The sequence below is a fragment of the Streptomyces celluloflavus genome (assembly GCA_000720995.1).
Lineage (GTDB): Bacteria > Actinomycetota > Actinomycetes > Streptomycetales > Streptomycetaceae > Streptomyces > Streptomyces celluloflavus.
Genome location: JOEL01000009.1, coordinates 134,128 through 156,371, shown reverse-complemented (window position 1 = coordinate 156,371; position 22,244 = coordinate 134,128). Strand labels below are relative to the sequence as shown.

Annotated in this window: 19 protein-coding genes; 12 read left to right on the top strand and 7 right to left on the bottom strand. The window is 70.7% G+C overall.

Translation table 11 applies throughout. The annotated features are described in order from the left end of the window. Nucleotides 1-330: 330 nt before the first annotated feature. Nucleotides 331-1,056, bottom strand: coding sequence for a PAQR family membrane homeostasis protein TrhA (gene trhA / locus IH09_RS10780; RefSeq protein ID WP_110952201.1), 726 nt, complete (start codon nt 1,054-1,056; stop codon nt 331-333). Nucleotides 1,057-1,296: 240 nt separating this feature from the next. Here trhA and IH09_RS10775 point away from each other — a divergent pair, with 240 nt between their 5' ends. Next, nucleotides 1,297-3,168: a phosphoenolpyruvate carboxykinase (GTP) gene (locus IH09_RS10775; RefSeq protein ID WP_052855914.1), complete on the top strand. Its 1,872-nt coding sequence runs from the start codon at nt 1,297-1,299 to the stop codon at nt 3,166-3,168. A 140-nt stretch (nt 3,169-3,308) separates the two neighbouring features. Here IH09_RS10775 and IH09_RS10770 read toward each other — a convergent pair whose 3' ends face one another. Then, nucleotides 3,309-3,725: an SCO4983 family protein gene (locus tag IH09_RS10770; RefSeq protein ID WP_052855913.1), complete on the bottom strand. Its 417-nt coding sequence runs from the start codon at nt 3,723-3,725 to the stop codon at nt 3,309-3,311. A 131-nt stretch (nt 3,726-3,856) separates the two neighbouring features. Next, the gene (locus IH09_RS10765; protein ID WP_052855949.1) at nt 3,857-5,068 is read right to left on the bottom strand and encodes a pyridoxal phosphate-dependent aminotransferase; all 1,212 of its coding nucleotides are present in this window, start codon (nt 5,066-5,068) and stop codon (nt 3,857-3,859) included. 264 nt (nt 5,069-5,332) lie between these two features. Here IH09_RS10765 and IH09_RS10760 point away from each other — a divergent pair, with 264 nt between their 5' ends. After that, entirely contained in the window at nt 5,333-7,534 is a 2,202-nt protein-coding gene (locus IH09_RS10760) for a P-loop NTPase fold protein (protein WP_318279424.1), read from the top strand. Between the two features lie 25 nt (nt 7,535-7,559). Here the strand turns inward: IH09_RS10760 and IH09_RS10755 are convergent, their stop codons facing one another. Together IH09_RS10755 and IH09_RS10750 are read right to left on the bottom strand one after the other, a co-directional pair. Beyond that, nucleotides 7,560-9,194: an N-acyl-D-amino-acid deacylase family protein gene (locus IH09_RS10755; RefSeq protein WP_052855912.1), complete on the bottom strand. Its 1,635-nt coding sequence runs from the start codon at nt 9,192-9,194 to the stop codon at nt 7,560-7,562. Between the two features lie 108 nt (nt 9,195-9,302). Then, a complete protein-coding gene (locus IH09_RS10750; protein WP_052855911.1) occupies nt 9,303-10,583 on the bottom strand; it encodes an alanine racemase in 1,281 nt (426 codons plus the stop codon). A 319-nt stretch (nt 10,584-10,902) separates the two neighbouring features. On the opposite strand from IH09_RS10750, the gene IH09_RS10745 reads away from it, so the two are divergent. The 4 genes from IH09_RS10745 (at nt 10,903) to IH09_RS10730 (ending at nt 14,809) form a co-directional block, all read left to right on the top strand. After that, entirely contained in the window at nt 10,903-11,925 is a 1,023-nt protein-coding gene (locus tag IH09_RS10745; RefSeq protein WP_052855948.1) for a sugar kinase, read from the top strand. A gap of 73 nt (nt 11,926-11,998) precedes the next feature. After that, the gene (locus IH09_RS10740) at nt 11,999-12,778 is read left to right on the top strand and encodes an IclR family transcriptional regulator (RefSeq protein WP_052855910.1); all 780 of its coding nucleotides are present in this window, start codon (nt 11,999-12,001) and stop codon (nt 12,776-12,778) included. Between the two features lie 4 nt (nt 12,779-12,782). Further along, nucleotides 12,783-13,193 (top strand): RidA family protein, encoded by a 411-nt coding sequence (locus tag IH09_RS10735; RefSeq protein WP_052855909.1) that lies wholly within the window; start codon nt 12,783-12,785, stop codon nt 13,191-13,193. A gap of 143 nt (nt 13,194-13,336) precedes the next feature. Next, entirely contained in the window at nt 13,337-14,809 is a 1,473-nt protein-coding gene (locus IH09_RS10730; protein ID WP_052855908.1) for a GntP family permease, read from the top strand. A gap of 219 nt (nt 14,810-15,028) precedes the next feature. Here the strand turns inward: IH09_RS10730 and IH09_RS10725 are convergent, their stop codons facing one another. Together IH09_RS10725 and IH09_RS10720 are read right to left on the bottom strand one after the other, a co-directional pair. Further along, nucleotides 15,029-15,586: a flavoprotein gene (locus tag IH09_RS10725; RefSeq protein WP_052855907.1), complete on the bottom strand. Its 558-nt coding sequence runs from the start codon at nt 15,584-15,586 to the stop codon at nt 15,029-15,031. Further along, nucleotides 15,583-16,854, bottom strand: a complete 1,272-nt coding sequence (locus IH09_RS10720; protein ID WP_110952199.1) for a helix-turn-helix domain-containing protein — start codon at nt 16,852-16,854, stop codon at nt 15,583-15,585. The genes IH09_RS10725 and IH09_RS10720 overlap by 4 nt, the downstream gene beginning before the upstream one ends. A 176-nt stretch (nt 16,855-17,030) precedes the next feature. On the opposite strand from IH09_RS10720, the gene IH09_RS10715 reads away from it, so the two are divergent. From IH09_RS10715 to IH09_RS10690, 6 genes are read left to right on the top strand one after another with little or no spacing between them, the layout of a single operon-like run. Continuing rightward, nucleotides 17,031-17,465 carry an ATP-binding protein gene (locus IH09_RS10715; protein ID WP_052855906.1) on the top strand — a complete coding sequence of 145 codons (435 nt, stop codon included), beginning with the start codon at nt 17,031-17,033 and terminating at the stop codon, nt 17,463-17,465. 39 nt (nt 17,466-17,504) lie between these two features. Continuing rightward, nucleotides 17,505-18,788: a UDP-N-acetylglucosamine 1-carboxyvinyltransferase gene (locus tag IH09_RS10710; RefSeq protein WP_052855905.1), complete on the top strand. Its 1,284-nt coding sequence runs from the start codon at nt 17,505-17,507 to the stop codon at nt 18,786-18,788. Next, a complete protein-coding gene (locus IH09_RS10705) occupies nt 18,785-20,017 on the top strand; it encodes a metallophosphoesterase (protein WP_052855904.1) in 1,233 nt (410 codons plus the stop codon). Before IH09_RS10710 ends, IH09_RS10705 begins: the two co-directional genes overlap by 4 nt. Continuing rightward, nucleotides 20,017-20,556, top strand: a complete 540-nt coding sequence (gene dcd / locus IH09_RS10700) for a dCTP deaminase (RefSeq protein WP_052855903.1) — start codon at nt 20,017-20,019, stop codon at nt 20,554-20,556. The genes IH09_RS10705 and dcd overlap by 1 nt, the downstream gene beginning before the upstream one ends. After that, entirely contained in the window at nt 20,553-21,089 is a 537-nt protein-coding gene (locus IH09_RS10695; RefSeq protein ID WP_052855902.1) for a dCTP deaminase domain-containing protein, read from the top strand. The genes dcd and IH09_RS10695 overlap by 4 nt, the downstream gene beginning before the upstream one ends. After that, on the top strand, nt 21,086-22,207 hold the full coding sequence (locus IH09_RS10690; RefSeq protein ID WP_052855901.1) for a glycosyltransferase: 1,122 nt from the start codon (nt 21,086-21,088) through the stop codon (nt 22,205-22,207). Before IH09_RS10695 ends, IH09_RS10690 begins: the two co-directional genes overlap by 4 nt. Nucleotides 22,208-22,244: the final 37 nt, after the last annotated feature.

The window sequence follows — 22,244 nt, the reverse complement described above, 5'->3', positions numbered from 1 at the left end:
TGGCTTGAACGGGGAGTGACTCTCAAAAGACGCTGACTGTCAAATATTAATGAAACCCTGGCTGCCGATGGTGTGTGTCACGCTCCGGCCGGGGAATGGTTACTGTCAGTGACGATCGAGGGGGTGCTGGGGATGCGACCCGCAATTCATCTGTACGCCGCGCTCGCGGCCGCGCTCTGTGTCGGCGGTTTTCTCCTGGGGGGCAGCGCGCTGGTCTTCGCCCTGGTGCCGGCCGGGGTGGCGGTCCTGACATGGCGAGTGGCCGCGGCCTCGCGGCCGCGGCCACGATGGCGCGGAAGACCGGGCGTGCCGGCGCGGCGGCGGGCCGCCTCAGGCGTGCGAATACGCCACCAGTGAGATGCCGACGTAGTGCACCACGAAGGCCGCCAGCGTGAGGGAGTGGAAGACCTCGTGGAAGCCGAACCACCGCGGTGACGGGTTGGGGCGCTTGATCCCGTAGATCACGCCGCCCGCGCTGTAGAGCAGTCCGCCGACGATCACCAGCACCAGTACGGCGATACCGCCTGCGCGCAGGAAGTCGGGGAGGAAGAAGACGGCGGCCCAGCCCATGGCGATGTAGCAGGGGGTGTAGAGCCAGCGTGGCGCGCCGACCCAGAAGACGCGGAAGACGATTCCGGCCAGTGCGGCCGCCCAGACGGCCCAGAGCAGCGTCTGGCCGCGGGAGCCGGGCACGAGCAGCATCGTCAGCGGCGTATAGGTGCCCGCGATGATCAGGAAGATGTTGGCGTGGTCGAGCCGGCGCAGGATGCCGTCGGCCCGCGGCCCCCAGTTCCCGCGGTGGTAGAGCGCGCTGACCCCGAAGAGCAGGCAGGCGGTGAGCGTGTAGATGCCGCAGGCCACGCGGCCGCGGGTGCTGTCCGCGAGCGCGGTCAGTATGACGCCGGAGAAGAGGACGGCGGGGAACATCCCGGCGTGCAGCCACCCCCGCAGTTTCGGCTTGAGCGGCGCGGCCGCCGCGGCGACCGCGGAGACTGTGCCGGCCGCGGGAGGCGCGGGGGGAAGGTGGCTCTCGGCGGCGTCGGACGCGGAAGTCATGGCGCAATGTTACCTACGCCACCGTAAGTTACGGATTCACCGGGAAGTGGTGACGGTCACGAGAACACCCCCTGGACAGAAGACGGCCACAGTCGGATGATCAAATGAGTGCGGTCGGCACCGGATGAGCGGTCACGAAGCATCCGGGTCGCAGCCCCCAAGGGGTCGACGTCCAAAAGAAGCGGATTTTTCCCGGTAAAGCGGGCATGGATCCGTCCACACCCTCATCTAGGAGCGATCGTGGCGCGCGACAACGCGGCTCCCTCCCCTCAGCACTCAGACGGGCTCCGTGCCGGGGGCAACCCCGTCCCGACCCGTCACCAGGACCTCCTCTCCTGGGTCGATGAGATCGCGGCGATCACCCAGCCCGACCGGGTCGTCTGGTGTGACGGCTCGGAGGCGGAGTACGAGCGACTGTGCGAAGAGCTCGTCGACAAGGGCACCTTCAAGAAGCTCGACCCCATCAAGCGTCCCAACTCGTACTACGCCGCCTCCGACCCCCAGGACGTCGCGCGAGTGGAGGACCGTACCTTCATCTGCTCGCAGAAGGAGGAGGACGCGGGCCCGACCAACCACTGGAAGGCCCCCGCCGAGATGCGGGAGATCTTCGCCGGCTCGGACGGCATCTTCCGCGGCGCGATGCGCGGCCGGACGATGTACGTCGTCCCGTTCTGTATGGGCCCGCTGGGCTCCCCGCTCTCCGCCATCGGCGTGGAGATCACCGACTCGGCCTATGTCGCCGTCTCGATGCGCACCATGACGCGGATGGGCCAGGCGGTCCTCGACGAGCTGGGCGACGACGGCTTCTTCGTCAAGGCGGTGCACACCCTCGGCGCCCCCCTGGCGGACGGCCAGGCCGATGTGCCGTGGCCCTGCAACACCACCAAGTACATCTCGCACTTCCCCGAGGACCGCGAGATCTGGTCCTACGGCTCCGGCTACGGCGGCAATGCCCTGCTGGGCAAGAAGTGCTACGCGCTGCGCATCGCCTCCGTGATGGCGCGCGACGAGGGCTGGCTCGCCGAGCACATGCTGATCCTCAAGCTCACCCCGCCGCAGGGTGAGTCCAAGTACGTCGCCGCCGCGTTCCCCAGCGCCTGCGGCAAGACCAACCTCGCGATGCTGGAGCCCACGATCTCCGGCTGGACGGTCGAGACGATCGGCGACGACATCGCCTGGATGCGCTTCGGCGAGGACGGCCGCCTCTACGCGATCAACCCCGAGGCCGGTTTCTTCGGTGTCGCGCCCGGCACCGGCGAGCACACCAACGCCAACGCCATGAAGACGATGTGGGGCAACTCCGTCTTCACCAACGTCGCGCTCACCGACGACGGCGACGTGTGGTGGGAGGGCATGACCGAGGAACTGCCCGCCCACCTCACGGACTGGAAGGGCAACGACTGGACCCCCGCGTCCGAGACCCCGGCGGCGCACCCCAACGCCCGCTTCACCGTCCCGGCCGGCCAGTGCCCGATCATCGCGCCCGAGTGGGAGGACCCCAAGGGCGTGCCGATCTCGGCGATCCTCTTCGGCGGGCGCCGCGCCAGCGCCGTACCGCTGGTGACCGAGTCGCGGGACTGGCAGCACGGCGTCTTCCTCGGCGCCAACGTCGCCAGCGAGAAGACCGCGGCGGCCGAGGGCAAGGTCGGCGAGCTGCGCCGCGACCCGTTCGCCATGCTGCCGTTCTGCGGCTACAACATGGGCGACTACATGGGCCACTGGATCAACGTCGGCAAGACCGCCGCGGCCCGGGGCGACGAGGCCAAGCTGCCGAAGATCTACTACGTCAACTGGTTCCGCAAGGACGACTCGGGCCGCTTCGTATGGCCGGGCTTCGGCGAGAACAGCCGGGTGCTCAAGTGGATCGTCGGGCGGCTGGAGGGTACGGCCGAGGGCGTCGAGACCCCCATCGGCGTCCTGCCCGCGAAGGGCTCGCTGGACACCGAGGGCCTCGACCTGGCCGACGCGGACCTCGACTTCCTGCTCTCCGTGGACAAGGACATCTGGCGCGACGAGGCGGCGCTGATCCCCGAGCACCTCAACACCTTCGGTGACCACACGCCGAAGGAGCTGTGGGACGAGTACCGCACGCTGGTCCAGCGGCTCGGCTGACCGGTGGACGGTGGCTGCCGCCCGGCGGCCACCGCGCACCCTGCGTCCGGGGCCCCGCACCGAGTGCGGGGCCCCGGACGTATGTCCCGACCGTGCGGCGTCGGCGTCCGGGGCGGAAGCGAGGGGCCGGGCGCCGTGCCTCAGGCCGAGGCGAGATCCGGCTGGTTCGCGCTGTGCGCCTCCAGGCGCTCGGCCGCCAGGGTCATCGCCGCCGTGTTCCCCCGGGACGTGGCGACCACCAGGGCGTTTCCGGCGAGGGTGCGGGCGCGGTGGTGCAGGGCCGGGATGCGGGACGGGTCGCCGCCGGCGGTCGGTTCGGCGCGCAGCGGGGAGCGGCCGCCGGACAGCCGCGCGACCTGCCCGGCGATGCGGTCGGCGGCAGCGGTCAGCTCGGCACCGGCGTGAGGCGTCAGGGCGCGCAGTTCGTCGGTGACGGTCAGCAGTGCGGTGAGGTGGCCGGCGAGCCGGATGTCCAGCTCCTCCTCGCGGGAGCGGTGCGGGATCTCCGGGGCGGCGGCCATGGTGTGGACCGACTTGGTGCGGATCGGTTCGTACATGGGACGGCCTCCTGAAAACGTCTAGGAAGCCATCCTAGCTTAGACACTGTCTAAAGTTGTGTTGGGTGTAGAACTCTTTCCGGGCCGGTGTCGTCCGGCCGGGGCCGTCCCGGACCGCCGTTGCCGGCCGGTCAGTGCTGGCCGTAGCCGTCGAGGAAGGTGCCGATGCGGGTGACGGCCTCGGTCAGATCGTCCTTGCTGGGGAGGGTGACCAGGCGGAAGTGGTCGGGCTCGGGCCAGTTGAAGCCGGTGCCGTGCACGATCATGATCTTCTCGGCGCGCAGCAGGTCCAGCACCATCTGCCGGTCGTCCTTGATCTTGTAGACCTTCGGGTCGAGCCGCGGGAAGGCGTACAGCGCGCCCTTCGGCTTGACGCAGCTGACGCCCGGGATCTGGGTGAGCAGCTCGTACGCCGTATCGCGCTGCTGGAGCAGCCGGCCGCCGGGGAGCACCAGATCGTTGATCGACTGACGGCCGCCGAGGGCGGTGGCGACGGCGTGCTGGGCCGGCATGTTGGCGCACAGCCGCATATTGGCGAGGATCGTCAGGCCCTCGATGTACGAGGTGGCGTGCGCCTTCGGGCCGCAGACCGCCAGCCAGCCGCTGCGGTAGCCCGCCACCCGGTACGCCTTCGACAGCCCGTTGAAGGTCAGCGTCAGCAGATCGGGGGCGAGTGAGGCGAACGGGGTGTGGGTGGCGCCGTCGTAGAGGATCTTGTCGTAGATCTCGTCGGCGCAGACGATCAGCTGGTGGCGGCGGGCGATCTCCGCGATGCCGCGCAGCAGTTCGTCGTCGTAGACGGCACCCGTGGGGTTGTTGGGGTTGATGACGACGATGGCCTTGGTGCGGTCGGTGACCTTGCTCTCGATGTCGGCGAGATCGGGCATCCAGTCGGCCTGCTCGTCGCAGCGGTAGTGCACGGCCGTACCGCCGGAGAGCGAGACCGAGGCCGTCCACAGCGGGTAGTCCGGGGCCGGGACGAGCACCTCGTCGCCGTTGTCCAGCAGCGCCTGCATCGACATCTGGATCAGCTCGGAGACGCCGTTGCCGAGGTAGATGTCGTCGACCGAGAGATCGATGCCCTTGGTCTGGTAGTGCTGCATCACCGCGCGGCGGGCGGACAGCAGGCCCTTCGCATCGCCGTAACCGTGGGCCGTGGCGACCGAGCGGAGGATGTCCTCCAGGATCTCGGGCGGGCAGTCGAAGCCGAAGGCCGCCGGGTTGCCCGTGTTGAGCTTGAGGATGCGGTGACCCGCCGCCTCCAGCCGCATGGCCTCCTCCAGCACCGGGCCACGGATCTCGTAACAGACATTGGCGAGCTTGGTTGACTGGATCACCTGCATGTCCGCCACTTTACGGGCGCATATCGGCACCCGCCCGGTGTTCTTCCCCACGTCGGACCGCAGATGGTGTGTGGTGCGTCACGGGGTGTGATGGCCGGTGGGTGAGTGGCGGGACGGGCGGGTGGTGGGCGCGCCAGGCGTCCGGGGGCCCGCAGCGGGTCGGCCCAAGTCCCTTCGGGCCCGGCCGCTCCGGCGGTACGCTCCGGGCGGCCGGGGCGCCGCGACCGGCTTGTGCCCACGATCCGGCACCGGGGGGCCGACACAGTGACTTCTTCCGCGGGCCACGCGCCGCACGGGCCGTTCGCCCTGCTCAACGACGAGCCGGTGGCCGAGACCGGGGCGGATCTGCTCGGCGCGGGCCGGGCCGCCCGCCAGCTCGCCGGGCTGCTGGCCGCCTCCCGCCCCTCCACCCCCTTCACCCTCGCCGTCGACGCCGGCTGGGGCATGGGCAAGAGCAGCCTGATGCGGCTGGTCGACGCGGAGCTGAGGCAGGCGCCCGCGGTGCACACCGTCTGGTACAACGCCTGGACCTCCACCGGCGCCGACGCGCTGGAGGGGCTGATCAAGTCCGTCCTGATGCGCTTCGACCGGCGGGTGCTCCGGCGCGGTCTGCGGCGGGTCACCGAGCGGCGCGCCCTGCTGCGGGCCGTCCGCGCGCTGACCACGGTCGCCGCCGGGCCGCTGGGCGTGGCGAGCCTGGTCGACGAACTGTGGAAGAGCATGTCCGTCGACTCCCAGGCCCGCAACGAGATGCGCGGCGCGCTCGGCGACCTCGTCCAGGAATGGGCGCAGACCGACGACTTCCGGCCGGGCCGGCTGCTGGTGGTCTTCATCGACGACCTGGACCGCTGTTCGGAGGAGACGGTGCTGGCGGTCTGCGAGGCGGTGAAGGTCTATCTGGACGTGCCGGGGCTGGCGTTCGTCATCGGCTGCGACCGGTCGGCGATGGGACCGAACGGGCTGCTGCGGGACCTGTCGCCGGCCGGTTCGGCGTTCATGGAGAAGATCTTCCAGACCAGTTACCGGATCCCGGCGCCGGACGGCCAGGGGGTCAAGGACTACATCCGGTGGTGCGCGCGGACCGCCGGGGTGGCGCCGCTGCTGGACGACGCGCTGGTGGAGCTGCTGGTGGCGCGTTCGGCGCGCAACCCGCGGCGTATCAAGCGCCTCATGAACGGCTTCGTGCTGGAGGCGACGCTGAACCCGGTCTGGCGCGACTTCGGACCCGGCGCGGTGATCCGCACGCTGCTGCTCCAGTACTTCTATCCCGACTTCTACCGGATGATGACCGGCCCGTCCGGCACGGTGGACGGCGATGTGGTGGCCGAGTTCCGTATCTACCGCGCCGTCCGCCGGACGCTGCTCGCGGCGCCGGGCGGCGTCCCGGCCGAGGAGCTGGAGGTGGTGCGGGGCTTCCTCGCGCGCTACGACCTGCTGCCGCCGGGGCCGCCCGGACCGGCCGGTGACGCGGTGCTGGCCGCACTGGAGCGCCAGTTACCCCGCGAGTTCCCGGACCTGGTGGTCAATCCGGCGTTCACCTCGCTGGTCGACGAACTGGTCGCCCGCCCGGACGCGGGCCAGTTGCTGCTGCGGCTGCGCGAGGGCCCGCGGGGCTCCGCGGCCGCGCCGACCCGGATGTCACCGGAGTGGGAGCCGCTCTGGCGCGAGCTGCCGGCGCCGGTGGTGGACGGCTACGGCCTCGGCGCCGGGTTCGGACCGCCGCTGGCCTGGCCGGGCGCCCGGCCGCCCGGGGAGTACCGGCCGTCACCGGCCCTGCCCCCGGACGTGCCGCAGCAGCCGGGGCCGTGGCAGGTGCCGGAACTCCCGGCGCCCTGGTACGCGCCACCGCCGGCCCCGGACCGGCCCCGGACGCCGGGGCCGGCGGACCTCCCGCTCCCGGAGTACGAGCCTTCGGCGCCGCCCGCCGGGTACCCCCTGCCGGGCGGCTCGCCGCAGGCTGCGCAGTACGGGCAGGCCGGGCCGTACGGACAGCAGCAGTCGCAGGCCGCCCTGTACGGACAGCAGTCGCCGCAGACCGGGTCCGTCCCGCAACTGCCGTACACGCAGCGCACGTTGGAAATCCTGTGGGTGGACGACCGGCCGGAGAACAACGCCATGGAGCGGGAGATGCTGGCGGAGCTCGGCGCGCGGGTGCGGCAGGTGTCCAAGACCGCTGCCGCGCGGACCGCGCTCCGCGGCCGCGCTCCCGATCTGCTGATCTCCGACATCAGCCGGGGCCGGGACCACACCGCGGGGTTCACCATGGTGGCGGAGCTCGCGGCGGAAGGGCTCTACGACGGGCCGGTGATCTTCTACACCTTCCGCCGGAGTCCCGAACGCGAGGAGCGGGCCGCCGAGCTGGGGGCCGCGCTGACCAACGACGCCCGGCAGCTGCGCGAGCTGGTGCTGCGCGCCCGGCCGCCGCGGGCCGGAGGCGCGCCGCCGGCCCCGCCGCCCGCGGACTGACCGCCCCGCCCGGTGCCGCCGGGACTCAGCCCCGCCGCGCCGGCGTCCGGCGCACCGACCGGCCGGCGAGCACCGCCGTGCGGCGCCCGTCCTCGATCACGAAGCGGCCGTCGATCAGGACGTGCGGGATGCCGGACGGCAGGGTGCGCGGGGCGTCGAAGGTCGACTCCGCGGTGACCGTCGCCGGGTCGAAGAGGACCAGGTCGGCGCGGTAGCCCTCGCGGACCAGGCCGCGGTCGGGCAGGCGCAGGCGGGCCGCCGGGCGGGAGGTGAGGTGCGCGACGCAGTCCTCAAGGGTGAGGACGCCCAGCTCGCGGACGTACTTCCCGAGGTACTGGGGGAAGGTGCCGTACGCGCGGGGGTGCGGTTTGTAGCCCTGGAGGATGCCGTCGCTGCCGCCGGTGTGCACCCGGTGGCGCATGATCTCCCGGACGTTCTCCTCGTGGCCGACGTGCTGGAGGATCGTCGAGCCCAGCCGGTCGTTGACGAGCAGCCGCCGGGCGGTGACCCACGGCCGCTCGCCGCGCTCGGCGGCGCTGCGCGCGATCGTCTTGCCGACGCAGCCCGCCAGACCCGGGTCGCTGACGCCGGAGATCTCGATGGTGTCCCATTCGATCGGCACGCCGTGGCAGCCGTCGGCGCCCTCGACCTCCATGACGTGCCGGATGCGTTCCGCCGTCGCGTCGTCCTTGAGCCGCGCCAGGATCGCCTCCGGGCCGCCCTCGCTCGCCCAGCTCGGCAGCATGGCGACCAGGGTCGTACAGCCGGGGGTGTACGGGTAGGTGTCGAGGGAGATGTCGGCGCCGGTGTCCAGTGCCCGGTCCAGCAGCGCGAGCAGTTCGGGCGCGCGGCCCTTGTTGACGCCGAAGTTCATGGTGGCGTGCGCGAGGTGCAGGGCGCAGCCGGCCTCGCGGGTGAGGGCGACCATCTCTTCGTACGCCTGGAGGGCGCCGGCCCCGTAGGAGCGGTGGTGCGGGCAGTAGTAGCCGTCGTAGCGGGCCACTTCCCGGCAGAGTTCGGTCAGTTCGGCGTCGGAGGCGTACATGCCGGGGGTGTAGGTCAGGCCGGAGGAGAGGCCGACGGCGCCCTGCTCCAGGCCCTCGGCGACGAGCCGCCGCATCCGGGCGATCTCGTCGGCGGTGGCGGGGCGGTCGTCCCAGCCCACGGTGAGCATCCGGACGGTGCCCTGCGGGATGAGGTAGGCGGCGTTGACGGCGATGCCGTCGCCGTCGAAGCCGTGGTCGAGGCGGTCCAGGTACTCGCCGACGGTGCGCCAGTCGAAGTCGATGTCGGTGCTGCCGGGTCCGCTGCCGTTCCAGCCGGTGATCTGCGCGCGGACCTCGGCGAGGGTGGTGTCGTCGACGGGCGCGTACGACAGGCCGTCCTGGCCGATGACTTCGAGGGTGACGCCCTGGGCGGCCTTCGCCTCGTGCGACGGGTCGCGGAGCAGCGCGAGATCGCTGTGCGCGTGCATATCGATGAAGCCGGGGGAGAGGGCGAGGCCGTCCGCCGCCACCACGCGGGCGGCGCTCGGGCGCGGGCCGCCGTCCGTCTCGCGGTGGATCTCGGCTATCCGGCCGTCGGCGAGTGCGACATCGGCGCGGTAGGACGGACCGCCGGATCCGTCGATGACGCGTACGTCGCGGAACACGGTGTCCATGGCTGGGGCTGCCTTTCGTGGGGCCGGTGCGGGGTGGCCGCGCGCACGCGGCGGGGCGGGGCGTCCGGCGTCCCGGGACGGGGCCCCCGCCCCGGGACGCCCGTGCGCCTAGAAGAACGTGCGGAGGTAGTCCGTGACCGTGCCGTCGGCCTCGACCAGCGGGATCAGCTGCCATTTGTCGAAGGACGTGCAGGGGTGCGACAGGCCCATGCCGACCCAGTCGCCGACCTCCAGATCCCCGGCGGCCTCGGTCGCGATCCAGGTGTGCTGGTCGGACAGGCCGGTGACGGTGATACCGGCCGCGGGGCGCACGGTGCCGTCCCGGCCGGAGCGGACGACCTGGGCGGTGGGCAGATCGAGGTCGTACGCCGCGTCGCGCTTGCCCGCGTTGAGGAACGCCTGCCCGGGGGAGGGCCGGGAGACGACCTGCGCCCAGAGGCGGAAGGCGGGCTGGAGGGCGCCCTCCTCCGGTACCCGGTTGAAGGGGGTGAGGTGGCGGTAGTGGCCGTCGTCGTGCGAGATGTACGCGCCCGAGCGCAGCAGCTTGAGAACCGGCGTGGACAGCTCCGGAACCTCGGCGAAGACGTCGGCGACCGCGTCGAACCAGGCGCTGCCGCCGGCGCTGAGCACGATCTCGTCGATCCCGGCGAACCGGCCCGCGCCGTCGAACTCCACGGCCAGCGCGAGCAGTCGGCGCAGCCAGGCCAGCACCCGCTCGGGTGTGGCGTCGGGCACTTCGCCCTCGTAGCCGGCGACGCCGACCAGCCGCAGGGTGTCCGTCTCCGCGAGGGCGTCGGCGAGTGCGCGGCATTCGGCCTCGGTACGGGCGCCGGTGCGGGCGCCGTCGCCCGCGCCCAGTTCGATCACGACGTCCACCGGGCGGCGGGCCCCGGCCGCGCGCAGGGCCGCGTCCATCAGCTCGATACCGCGCAGCGAGTCGACGTAGCAGATGAAGCGGAAGTCCGGGTCGGCGTCGAGTTCGGCGGCGAGCCAGCGCAGCGCGGCGGCGTCCACCACCTCGTTGGCCAGGAAGATCCGCTGGATGCCGTAGGCGCGGTAGACGCGGACGTGGGTGGGGACGGCGGCGGTGATGCCCCAGGCGCCGTGCGCCAGCTGGCGGTCGAAGAGCTGTGGTGCCATGGAGGTCTTGCCGTGCGGGGCGAAGGCCAGGCGGTGGTGGGCCGAGTAGCTCTCCATGAGGGCGAGGTTGTGCTCGACCGACTCGGCGGAGAGGGCCAGGACGGGGGTGGTGAACCCGTCCCGGAAGAGGTTGCGGCGCTCGGCGGCCAGTTCGCCGACGGTCCGGCCCTCGGCGTCCGGGGGGAGGGCCTTGAAGCGGTGATCGACCCGTTCGCTGGCGAGTCCGTCCGCGAGCCGCTCGACGGCCATGGGGGCCTCCTCAAAGATCTTGTTGCATTCTGTGCAACGCCCATTGCGTATATCGCTTATAGCTGTCTAACATCCGAGCCAGCACCGGGTCAATGGTGAGAAAACCGTCGGACCAGGCGCCGAACATCGGACGAACATCGTGGAAACCGGCCCGGACCCGGCGACGGGCCGGGCGCGGCACCCCGCGGCAAGCATCGTGCGAACCCGCCCGCCGGTACAACGGCGGCACAGCAAAGGAGCGCAACAGATCGTGACCAGGTCCTCGAACGTCAGCGACACCGTCGGCCCGGACGTCGACGTCGTCTGTCTCGGCGAGTCCATGGTCACCTTCCTGCCCTCCCGGCCCGGCCGCCTCGCGGACGTCCCCTCCTTCGATCGCGACATCGGCGGCGCCGAGTCCAACGTCGCCTGCGCGCTGGCCCGCACCGGCCACACCGCCCGCTGGGTCTCCCGCGTCGGCACCGACGGCTTCGGCGACCACCTCCTGGCCACCATCGCCGGCCACGGCGTCGATGTCTCGCACGTCCAGCGCGACCCCCGGCGCCCCACCGGCATCTACTTCCGCACCGCGGGCGAGCGCGCCACCGGTGTCGCGGGCGAGGAGCCCGGCCGCGCCGAAGTCGTCTACTACCGCGCCGGATCCGCCGCCTCCGCCATGACCCCCGGCCTGCTCGACGCCGACGCCCTGCGCGGCACCCGCATCGTGCACCTCACCGGCATCACCGCGGCCCTCTCCGACGGCTGCCTCGACGTCCTGCGCACCCTCACCCGGCGCACCCCGGGCCGCCCCCTCGTCTCCTTCGACGTCAACTACCGCGTCAGCCTCTGGCGCGACCCGGCCCAGGGCCCCGGCGTCCTGCTGGACCTCGCCCGCGGCTGCGATCTGGTCTTCGTCGGCGAGGACGAGGCCGCGGCCGCCTGGGACCTGCACGGCCCGGCCGCCGTCCGCGCCGCGCTGCCCGAACCGGCCACCCTCGTCATCAAGCAGGGTGCCGAGGGCGCCACCGTCTACGCCCGCCAGGAGGACGGCACCGACACCGTCACCACCGCCCCCGCCCTGGCCGTCGAGGTCGTCGCCCCGGTCGGCGCCGGTGACGCCTTCGCCGCCGGCTTCCTCTCCGCCACCCTCCGCGCGCTGCCCGTCTTCGCCCGGATCCGGCACGGCCACCTGATGGCCGCCGCCTCCCTCACCGTCCCCGGCGACCTCGGCACCCCACCCTCCCGCGCCCTGGCCGACGGCCTGGCCGCCCTCGATTCCGCGGACTGGGGCACACTGCGACTCGGCCCCGGCTGGACGACCGACGGGGTGCGCACCGCACGGGTGGAGGTACCGGCACAGTGAACGAGCGAAGCGAACGAACCAGGAACAGGCGCGCCGCCGCGGCGCGCCCGGCCGAGCACGGCGAGGTCCGGTCATGAGCCAGACAGTCGACCGGGCACTGAGCATCCTGCCGCTGCTCGCGGAGGGACCGGCCAACCTCGAACAGGTCTCGGTCCGGCTCGGCGTGCACAAGTCCACCGCCCTGCGCCTGCTGCGCACGCTGCACGAGCACGGCATCGTCTACCGCCAGCCCGACCAGCGCTACCGCCTCGGCGCCCGGCTGTTCGCGCTCGCCCAGGAAGCCGTCGAGAACCTCGACGTCCGCGAGATCGCCCACCCCCACCTCGTCGCCCTCAACGAGAAGTGCGGACACACCGTCCATCTCGCGGTCTACGAGGAGAACGAGGTCCTCTACATCGACAAGGTGGAGAGCCGCTATCCCGTCCGGATGTACTCCCGGATCGGCAAACCCGTCGCCATCACGGTCGCCGCGGTCGCCAAGCTGCTCCTCGCCGACCTGTCGGAACCCGAGCGCCGCGCCCTCGCGGAGAGGCTCGACTACCCCCTCTACACGCCCCGTTCGACCCCCAGCGCCGCGGCCTTCCTGGCCGAACTCGCCAAGGTCCGCGAACAGGGCTGGGCCACCGACCTCGGTGGCCACGAGGAGTCCATCAACTGCATCGGGGCCCCCATCCGGGGCGCGGACGGACGCCTGGTCGCCGCCATGTCGGTCTCCGCACCGAACGTCGTGGTCACCGCCGATGAACTCCTCACCCTGCTCCCGCTGGTACGCCGCACCGCCGACACCATCAGCCGGGAATACTCCGGTACCGCCATCCCCCAGCCCTCCGCTGGTCCCGCACAGGAAGCCTGAACCCATGACCGAGAAGACCGCGCTCACCCCGGCCACCCACACCACCCCGCCCGCGAAGTTCTCGCACGGCGTCAAGAAGGGCAACATCCTTCAGGTCGCCGGGCAGGTCGGCTTCCTCCCCGCCGTCGAGGGCCAGGCCCCCACCCCGGCCGGACCCACGCTGCGCGAGCAGACCCTCCAGACCTTCGCCAACGTCCAGGCCATCCTCGAAGAGGGCGGCGCGAGCTGGGACGACGTGATGATGATGCGCGTCTACCTCACCGACGTCGACCACTTCGCCGAGATGAACGAGATCTACAACGCCTACTTCGAGGCCGCGGGCCTCAAGGAGGCGCCCGCCGCCCGGACGACCGTCTACGTCGGCCTGCCCAAGGGCCTGCTCATCGAGATCGACGCCCTCGCGGTCCTGAGCTGAGGCTCCGGCCCCCTTGCCCCGCCTGCCGTTAGCGCCACCGCAAGCGCACCGAATGCCGCACGGCGCGGCGCCCCGTACCGACGGGGCGCCGTGCCGCGGTCCCCCCTGCCTGGAAATTCTCTGACTGACAACGGAGTCACCTCGTGTTCCTCGCTGCCGCGGCCCCCACCGCCCCGCCACCGCACACCGGCGGACTGCTCGCCCTGATACCGGGCACGGCCGGACTGCTCACCGTCGCCGCCCTGGGCATCGCCCTCCTGCTCTTCCTGATCATCAAGGTCAGGCTCCAGCCCTTCGTGGCGCTGCTCGGCGTCTCCATCGTCGTCGGCCTCGGCGCCGGGCTGTCGGTCACCGAACTCTTCGGCACCGTCCAGAAGTCCGACGTCGTCTCGATGATCGAGTCCGGGATGGGCGGCATCCTCGGACACGTCGCGATCATCATCGGCCTGGGCACCATGCTCGGCGCGATCCTGGAGGTCTCCGGCGGCGCGGAGGTGCTCTCCGCCCGGCTCCTGAACCTCTTCGGGGAGAAGCGCGCCCCGCTCGCGATGGGCCTGACCGGCCTGATCTTCGGTATCCCGGTCTTCTTCGACGTCGGCATCTTCGTCCTCGCGCCGATCGTCTACGCCGCGGCCAAGCGGTCCGGCAAGTCGATCATCCTCTACTGCATGCCGCTGCTGGCGGGTCTGTCCATGACCCACGCCTTCCTGCCGCCGCACCCCGGCCCGGTCGCCGCCGCCGGTCTCTTCAAGGTGGACCTCGGCTGGGTCATCCTGATGGGCATCATCTGCGGTATCCCGGCCGTCCTCGCGGCCTGGGGGTACGCCGCCTGGATCGGCAAGCGGATCTTCGTCGAGGTCCCGCAGGACATGGTCGAGGCCGCCGAGGAGGCCCGCGCCGCGGTCGCCGCCGAACAGGCCGCGGCCGGCGTCAAGCCGCATGAGAAGCCGGTCCCGCTGGGCACCGTCCTCGCCATCATCGGCACACCGCTGGTGCTCATCCTGCTGGCGACGTTCTCCTCCATCGCCCTGGACCCCTCCACCTTCCGCTCGGTGGTCGAGTTCTTCGGCAACCCCTTCGTCGCCCTGACGATCGCCCTGCTGCTCTCGTACTACCTGCTGGGCATCCGCCGCGGCTGGTCCCGCAAGTCCCTGGAGACGGTCTCCACCTCCTCGCTCAAGCCGGTCGGCAACATCCTCCTGGTCGTCGGCGCCGGCGGGATCTTCGGCGCGGTCCTCAAGGGCAGCGGCGTCGCCGGCGCCCTCTCCGACACCTTCCACAACGTCGGCCTCCCGGTCATCGTCCTGGCCTGGCTGCTCTCCGTCGTCCTGCGCGTCGCCCAGGGCTCGGCCACCGTCGCCATCGTCACCACGGCCGGTATCGTCCTGCCGCTCGTCGAGGGCCAGGGCATGTCCCAGCCCCATCTGGCGCTGATCATCATGGCGATCTCGGCCGGCTCGATCTTCGCCTCGCACGTGAACGACGGCGGCTTCTGGATGGTGTCGAAGTACTTCGGCATCTCGGAACGCGACACCCTGAAGTCCTGGACCGTACTGGAGTCGGTCCTCTCGGTCGCCGGGTTCGCGGTGGCGGCACTGGTGAGCCTGGTCGTCTAGCCGCACGGCCGGCCTTTCGGGCAGCGGGTGGTGCCCGGTCCTCTCCCCTGGACCGGGCACCTTCGCGCGTACGGACGGACCGCGGGGCGGTACGGGTACGGCGGGCTCATCCGCGCTCAGACGGCCAAGGCGCGCAGCACCACGCAACGTGGTGCCGCCCCTATCCACCGAGCAGCAGCCCCTCCGCCGCCGCAGGCCCCGCCAGCACGGCGACGCTGATCAGGCCGGTGCGGACAGCTTGGGAGTAAGCAGCTCCAGCGCCTCTTCCCAGCGGTACTGGGCCGCCCCACCGCCGGCCTTCGGCTTGTGAAGCTCGTACGAACCGATCAGGACGCCCATCTCGCGCAGCCGCTCCAGGCTCTGGCTGTATGCGGGGTGGGCGGCCTGTGCCGAGTTCAGGTAGGGCATGACTGCGGTAGGGATGCCGAAGCCGTACGCCTCGCACAGGATGCCCAGCGCCAGAGTGTCCGAGATCCCGGCGGCCCATTTGTTGATCGTGTTGAAGGTGGCCGGGGCCACCGCGATGGCGTCGGCGGGCGGCAGCGGGCGTGGGTCGCCGGGCGAGCGCCAGCCCGAGCGGATCGGGTAGCCGGTCTGTGCCTCGACCGCCTCGGCGTCTATGAAGCCGAGGGCCTGCGGGGTGGCGACGACGCCCACATCCCAGTTCGCCTCCTGGGCCGCGGTGATCAGGATGCCGACTTCGCCGGCGATGCCGGAGGCGCACACGACGACGTAGAGGAAGGGCTTCTTGGTCTGCCGGACCGGCTGATCACTCACGCGGGGACTCCCAGTTGACGGCTGAAGCGGTGCAGTTCAGGCAGCGTACGTCGGCGGTCGCGGGCGGCCATGTCGGCCACCAGCTCACGGACGGCCGGTCGGCGGATATCCTGGGCCGCGCAGCTTTCTGCGATGCGAAGGGCTTGGTAGCCGTCCTCCAGGCGGCCCTGCTGGCTGTAGGCGCGGCCGACCTCGATCCACAGGGCGGCACGACGCTCGGGGACGGGGATGTGGCGGCGCATGAGAGGCCGGGCGGTGTCCAGGGCGACGCCCGCGTCACCGAACACGACGGCCGCGCTGAGTCCGTGCAAGGCGACGTTGGTCGGACTGAAGTTGGCCCAGGCGTCGGGACTGTCGAGTGCCACGTAGCGGGCGACTTCCTTCGCCTCGGTGAGGAAGTCCCGGGTGGCGGAGCGGTCGCCGCCGCTGCTGGCGGCGGTGACCCCGCGCAGAAGCAGCAGTCCGAGTGCCGCTAGGTACTTCGGGGAGCGCTGGTCGTACGAGCCCGTGAGCTGGTCGGCGGTGTGCCGGACGAGGGCGACGGCCTGAGCGGTGTGGCTGTCACGTGCCAGGGCGTGGGCGTGAACCCGGACGCTGGAGGCGAGGACGACGGGATCGCCGGAGCGTTCGGCCTCGGCCATGGCGCGTCCGACCGCGAGCCAGGCATTGCCCTGGTCGCTCTGCTTGAGCAGCAGGCTCGCCGAGGTCTGGTACGCCGTGGCGAGGAGCCCGGACAGGTCGCTCGATCCGGGACTGTCGCTGATGGCCTGCCGTAACTGCCCGATCAGGACGGGCAGCGTGCCTTCCAGCTTCGTGTAATCGCAGGTGCAGAAGAGACGTCGTACACCCGCGACTTGGTCTCGCATGCTCTGGAGATCCGGCACCTGTTCGGCGGTCACACGGGCTGTTCCAGGCAGCAGGGACTGGACCAGGTCCTGATGGGTGCTGCTGGGGAGGGTCGGTGCCGCGAGCGCGGCGATGCCGGCGGCGAGAACGGTACGGCGGTGCATGTCCTCTGTCTCGGGTTCGGAGTGGCTGATGTCCGAGGTGGCGGCGAGGCCGAGGCGGTGGGGCGGAATCGCCAGCACGCGCGAGACCTCGCGCAGCATACGGATGTCGTCCGTGCCCCTGCCGCCTTCCAGGCGGCTCACCTTGGACTGGTGATAGCCCAGGGCGGAGGCGACTTCCCTCTGCGAACGTCGCTGTAATACGCGGGCCTGACGGATCACTTCACCGAACCGTCTCGCTTCGCTGTGCTCTTCGGCCATCTGTGCCACGGCTCCTCCCGCCGTCGCCGATCCTGCCTTCCCAACCGAGCGTAAGGGGACTGGCAGTGCACCGTGATGCAGCTCCTGCATAGACGATGCAGCACCCGCACACGCCCTGGTTCGCGAGGTCCGTCCGGCGGTTACGTGGAGTGGCCGAACCAATCAGGAGGCCGCTCATGGAAGCGCACCACATCCGGATTCCCGTCCCCGGCACGCCTGCCGGCGCCGCGTCGGCGCGCCGGCAAATTGCCGAGGAGATACGGGAATGGGGTGCCGCTTTCGGACCTGCACTCCTGGATGCGGCTGTGTCGGTGGCCTCGGAGCTGATCACCAACGCGGTACGGCACGCACACAAAGGACCGATCACAGCCGGCGCCTACCTCAGCGACGAGGCGCTACGGATCGCCGTGATCGATACCAGCTTCGACATCCCGGAAGTCGGCCTGCCGGACGCGGAAGAGGAAAACGGACGCGGCCTGTTTCTCGTCGCCGCGCTCGCCGACCGCCACGGATTCGACCCGCTGCCTTCCGGTAAGCGCTGCTGGGCCGAGCTCGATCTCAGCGCTCCGCTTCCAACCGTCGCAACACACATGCCCCAGATGAGGAGCTGACTGTTGCCAGCCGTACGAGTTCCCCCAGTCGCCGCAGAAGTGGTCGCCGTGCGCCCGAGCGTTCCGCTCGCCGGGGCCGTGACCGTCGACGGGTCGAAGAACGCGGCCCTGCCCCTGCTGGCCGCCGCCGCAGCCATGCACCGCCCGGTGCACCTGAGCAACGTCCCGGCCAACACGGATGTCGGAACGATGCTCACCCTCCTCCAGCAGTCCGGCTGGCACGCGGCCCGCCCGGTCAGCGATCCACACACCACGGTGATCCTGCCGAGCGACAAGCAACGGCCGGATCCCGAACCCGAGGTCGCTGCGCGTATCAGGGCCTCGTACTACCTGGTCCCGGCACTTCTCGGCGCCTACGGAAGGGCCCGTTTGCCGTGGCCGGGCGGCTGCGCCATCGGGGAACGTGGGATGGAGCAGCACTTCAAGGTGTACGAGCGGTTCGGTGACCGCTCGACCGTCGACGACCGCGGCTACCTCGTGGAAGCAGCCACTGGCGGACGCGGGACGGTATCGATCATGCTCCCCTTCCGGTCTCGCGGAGCGAGCATCGCCGCTGTCCTGCGTACGGTCGTCGCCCGACGGCCGCTGCGACTGGGCCAACCGAATCTGTCGCCCGAAGTGCTCAGTGTCGTAGAGGCGTTGAGGAACTCCGGGTGGGAGTGTCGGGTCAGCGAGGCTGTCCTTACCCTTCAGCCGCCTCGATCCGATTCCGGCGAGGAGATCGCGTGGCGGGTGCCTGGCGACAAGATCGAAGCGGGCACCCTGGCCTGCGCAGTCGCGGTAACAGGCGGCAACGCGCACATCCTCGGCGTACACCGCGACGACATCACCCCCCTGATCACCGCGCTGCGCCGGCTCGGCATTCCCGCCGACGCCGAGGACGGCACCCTCACCGTGCAGGCCCAGGACGCTCAGCCCACCGGCCGACCGCTGCGAGCCATTGCCTCTCTGTCCCCCGGCGGCCTGGACGCGGACTTCGAGCCCGCGCTGCTGGCCCTGGCCCTCACCTTGCCCGGCACACACCTGTTCGCCGACGACATCAACCCCGGTCGCCACCGCAACCTGCTGCCCCAGCTGGGCCGCCTCGGAGCCACGATCGACGAGTTGTCGCCCACACAGTGCCGCTTCGCCGGACCGCAGCAGCTGACCGGTGCCGGAGTGGAGGCCACCGACATCCGCACGGGTTCCGCCCTGCTCATCGCCGGCCTCACCGCTCGCGGCGTGACCACCCTCGGCGGCCTCGAACAGCTCCGGCGCGGCCACGCCGACCTGCCCGTCAAGCTGCACGCCCTCGGAGCCGACATCTGCGAGGTGATCCCGTGAACCGGCAACTGCGGCAGATCATCGCGACGACCGACGTCCACTCCGCCTTCGACTCGGCCGCTCCGATGCTCGCCCACCTCCACGCTGCGAGGCCCGACAGCCTGATCGTGGACTGCGGAGACTTCTTCGAGGGGAGCGGCTACTACCACCTCGGCGAGGGACGCATCGAGTGCGAAGTCCTCACCACCCTGTACGACCTGCTCGCGCCCGGAAACCACGGGTGGCCGCACTACTTCGAGCCGCAGCTGCACCGGATGACGGTGTGCGCGAACACGACCGATGACAGTGGCACGCCACTCTTCGACCGCGTACGCATCCAGCACGTCGGCGGACGGCGGGTCGCTGTCACCGCGATGATGGGCCCGCAGGCGTTCAACGCCATCCCTGCCGACCAGCGCGCCGACCACCGCATCAGCAACCCGGCCCAGGCTCTGCACGAAGTGATGCAGGAGAACCACCACCGCGCCGACGCGTGGATGGTGCTGTCCCACTCCGGCTTCGAGGAGGACCTGAAGCTGGCCGCAGCCTGCCCGCGCGCCGATGTCATCTTCGCCGGGCACTGCCACAGCGACAGCTTCGGCCCCGTGCACGTCGGCGACACCCTCGTGGTCAAGGGCCGCGAACTCGGTGTCGGATACGCCGCCGCCGAGCCTGTCGGCAGTGGGTGGGGCGCCCGCATCGGGTCCTTTCCCGATGCCCATTCCGTTCCTCACGAACTCACCTCGCTGATGGAGAAGATCTCAGCCATCGGACTGCGGCTGAGAAGCCCCATCGGCGCTGTGGACGAGCGCCTCCGCGATGCGCCCTTGGATCGCCGCAGACTTCTCGAAGAGATCGCCGGCCGACTGCACTCCGGCCTCGGCGCTGACGCGGTCATCCTCAACGAGACCGCCCTGCGTCCCGTGTCACTCGGCGCCACGCTGACCCTCGGCGACCTGCTGGCCATCGAGCCCTTCGGCAACCAGCTCGTGCATGCCTTCCTCCCCGAGCAGCACGTCCAGGGCCACGGCAAGCTGCTCGACCATCTCACCGAACTCGTCGGCCCCCTGGTCGTCGCCCCTGCGCCTCTTCCCCCGGCGATCCGAACCGTGCTGACCACCGACTACCTCGCCGACAGCTACCTCGGCGGGCGAACTCATCAAGCAGGCGTACACCTTCGTCAAGCCGTAAGCCATGTCCTGACCACCTCGCTTCCCAGCTCCGCCGACTCCCAAGAAGGAGGCCAGTAATGATCCTCACCGGACCTGAGATCAAGGCTGCCGTGGCAAACGGGCGCTTACGGATCACTCCCTTCACCCCGGACCAGACGAACCCCAACAGCTACAACGTCCGCCTCGGTCCGACCTTGCTGACGTATGCCGCCAAGGTGATCGACGCCCACCAGACGAATCCCACGCGCTCGATCCTGATCGGCGAGGACGGATTCGTCCTGCAGCCCGGCGAGCTGTACCTCGGCCACACCGTGGAGGAGGTCGGCTCGGACATCTTCGTTCCCCTGCTCTTCGGCCGCTCCTCGGTCGGACGCCTCGGCCTGTTCGTCGAGATCACCGCGCCGATCGGCGATATCGGCTTCCACGGTCAGTGGACCTTGATGCTCTCGCCCATCCGCCCGCTACGGGTGTACGCGGGCATGAAGATCGGGCAGATCATGTTCTTCGTCTCCACCGGTGACGTCGACCTGTATCGCGGCAAGTACCAGGGAGCCGATGGCCCCCAGTCCTCCCGCTACTGGCAGGACGCTGCACGCATCCAGGCAGTGGCCTCGTGATTCTCACGGGTCCAGCCATCGTCGCTGCCGTCAGCACGGGAGAGATCACCATCTCCCCCTACGAGCCCGCGCGGATCTCACCCAACGCCTACGACTGGCGGCTGGGCGACACGATCCGCATCTGTGACGGCGACCTGGACGCCGCCACCCGCACCGCCTTCACCGAACACCCCATCCCCAGTTCCGGCTTGGTTCTGAAGCCCGGAGTGCTCTACCTCGGCATCACTCTGGAGAAGACCGGCTCGGAAACGTACGCACAGCTACTCAACGGGAACCGCACCACCGGCGCGCTGGGCATCTGGGTCCACGTCTCCGCCCCGCTCGGCCACCAGGGTCACGCGATCCGCTGGACCTTGGAGATTCGTGTCGCCAAGCCCGCCCGTGTCTATCCGGGGATGACCTTCGGCAAGCTCGTCTTCCTCACCACTGCCGGCAGCCCGGCCAGTTACCAAGAACAACGCGCCAAGTACGCGGCGACGAACGGCATCGACATCTCCCGCCTGTACGAAGAGATCCCCCAAGGAGCTTTGTGAAGTCCGTCGTTCGCCCAACTGCGGGCCCTCTGACCGCTACCTTCCTGGACCTTCCGGCCGGTAGCCCCGGCGGCAGCGTCGAGCTCTTCCTCGATCTCTATACCGGCGACGATCCACTCATCCCGGCGCGGGCCTTCATGCTGGCGCCCGCAGGCCCCAGACCACGCCTCCCATCGGGCCTCGACCTGCTCGCCGTGTCCGGGAAGTGCCTGGAAGGCGCCGGCTTCAGTCGCTACGTGGCAACCCTGCGCCGGGCCCTGGTGACAGCGATCGATCCGGCGCAGATCGGCGTTCTGCACTTGCACCATCTCGCGTTCGGCGCCACCCCCGCGCTACTCCGGGCACTTCCGGCACACCCGAGGATCGCGATGGTTCACGGTACCGACCTGCTGTTTGCCGAAGCCCACCGCGACCAGCTCCAGGTGCTGCGCGAGACAGCGAGGGCCGCCGACGCAATCGTGGTATCCACCGGCGCCATGGCCGATCACCTGCTCAAACTCGCCCCGCAAACAGATCGCCGCAAGGTCATCCACATCCCGTGGGGCATCCCCGACCATCTGCTCACTGATCCACCGGCCCGGCCCGCCCGCACGTCAACCAGCCATCTGCGAGTCCTGTACGCAGGACGGCTGACATCCGAGAAGGGGGTCGAGCGTCTCATCACCGGCCTGGCGCCCATTCCGGGCGTCGAGCTGAGCGTCGCCGCCCCCAGAGACCAGTTCCGCGCCCTGCCCCCGCTGCTCCAGCGGGCCGGCGTGCGGGCCCGCTATCTCGGCTGGCTCCGCCGTCCACAGCTGTGGAGAGCCTTCACCGAGCACGACGTACTGGCCCTGCCGTCCACCACCCTGGAGGCCATGGGCCTGGTCGCGCTGGAGGCCCAAGCCTGCGGGCTGCCCGTCCTCTACCAACCCGTTCCTGGCCTCAGCGAAGCCCTGGCCGCCTCTGGCGTTGCCACCGACTTCACCCACTCTGCCGCCCTGGCCCGTGACCTCGACCGGCTGCGTACCTTCCCCGGCTTGTTGCCCGCCCTACGGCAGGCGGGCTACGCGAACGCCGCGCGCTATCCGCTCTCGGCGACCGCTCGGTCTCTAACCGAGCTCGGCCGCCAACTCGCCTGAACAGCCCTTCAAGCGGTCCGCCACGCCGCTTCCCGGC

Coding starts and splice junctions, on each gene's coding strand:
- trhA (WP_110952201.1), bottom strand. CDS start 1,056: ATGACTTCCGCGTCCGACGCCGCCGAGAGCCACCTTCCCCCCGCGCCT.
- IH09_RS10770 (WP_052855913.1), bottom strand. CDS start 3,725: ATGTACGAACCGATCCGCACCAAGTCGGTCCACACCATGGCCGCCGCC.
- IH09_RS10765 (WP_052855949.1), bottom strand. CDS start 5,068: ATGCAGGTGATCCAGTCAACCAAGCTCGCCAATGTCTGTTACGAGATC.
- IH09_RS10755 (WP_052855912.1), bottom strand. CDS start 9,194: ATGGACACCGTGTTCCGCGACGTACGCGTCATCGACGGATCCGGCGGT.
- IH09_RS10750 (WP_052855911.1), bottom strand. CDS start 10,583: ATGGCCGTCGAGCGGCTCGCGGACGGACTCGCCAGCGAACGGGTCGAT.
- IH09_RS10745 (WP_052855948.1), top strand. CDS start 10,903: ATGGTCACCTTCCTGCCCTCCCGGCCCGGCCGCCTCGCGGACGTCCCC.
- IH09_RS10740 (WP_052855910.1), top strand. CDS start 11,999: ATGAGCCAGACAGTCGACCGGGCACTGAGCATCCTGCCGCTGCTCGCG.
- IH09_RS10735 (WP_052855909.1), top strand. CDS start 12,783: ATGACCGAGAAGACCGCGCTCACCCCGGCCACCCACACCACCCCGCCC.
- IH09_RS10720 (WP_110952199.1), bottom strand. CDS start 16,854: ATGGCCGAAGAGCACAGCGAAGCGAGACGGTTCGGTGAAGTGATCCGT.
- IH09_RS10715 (WP_052855906.1), top strand. CDS start 17,031: ATGGAAGCGCACCACATCCGGATTCCCGTCCCCGGCACGCCTGCCGGC.
- dcd (WP_052855903.1), top strand. CDS start 20,017: ATGATCCTCACCGGACCTGAGATCAAGGCTGCCGTGGCAAACGGGCGC.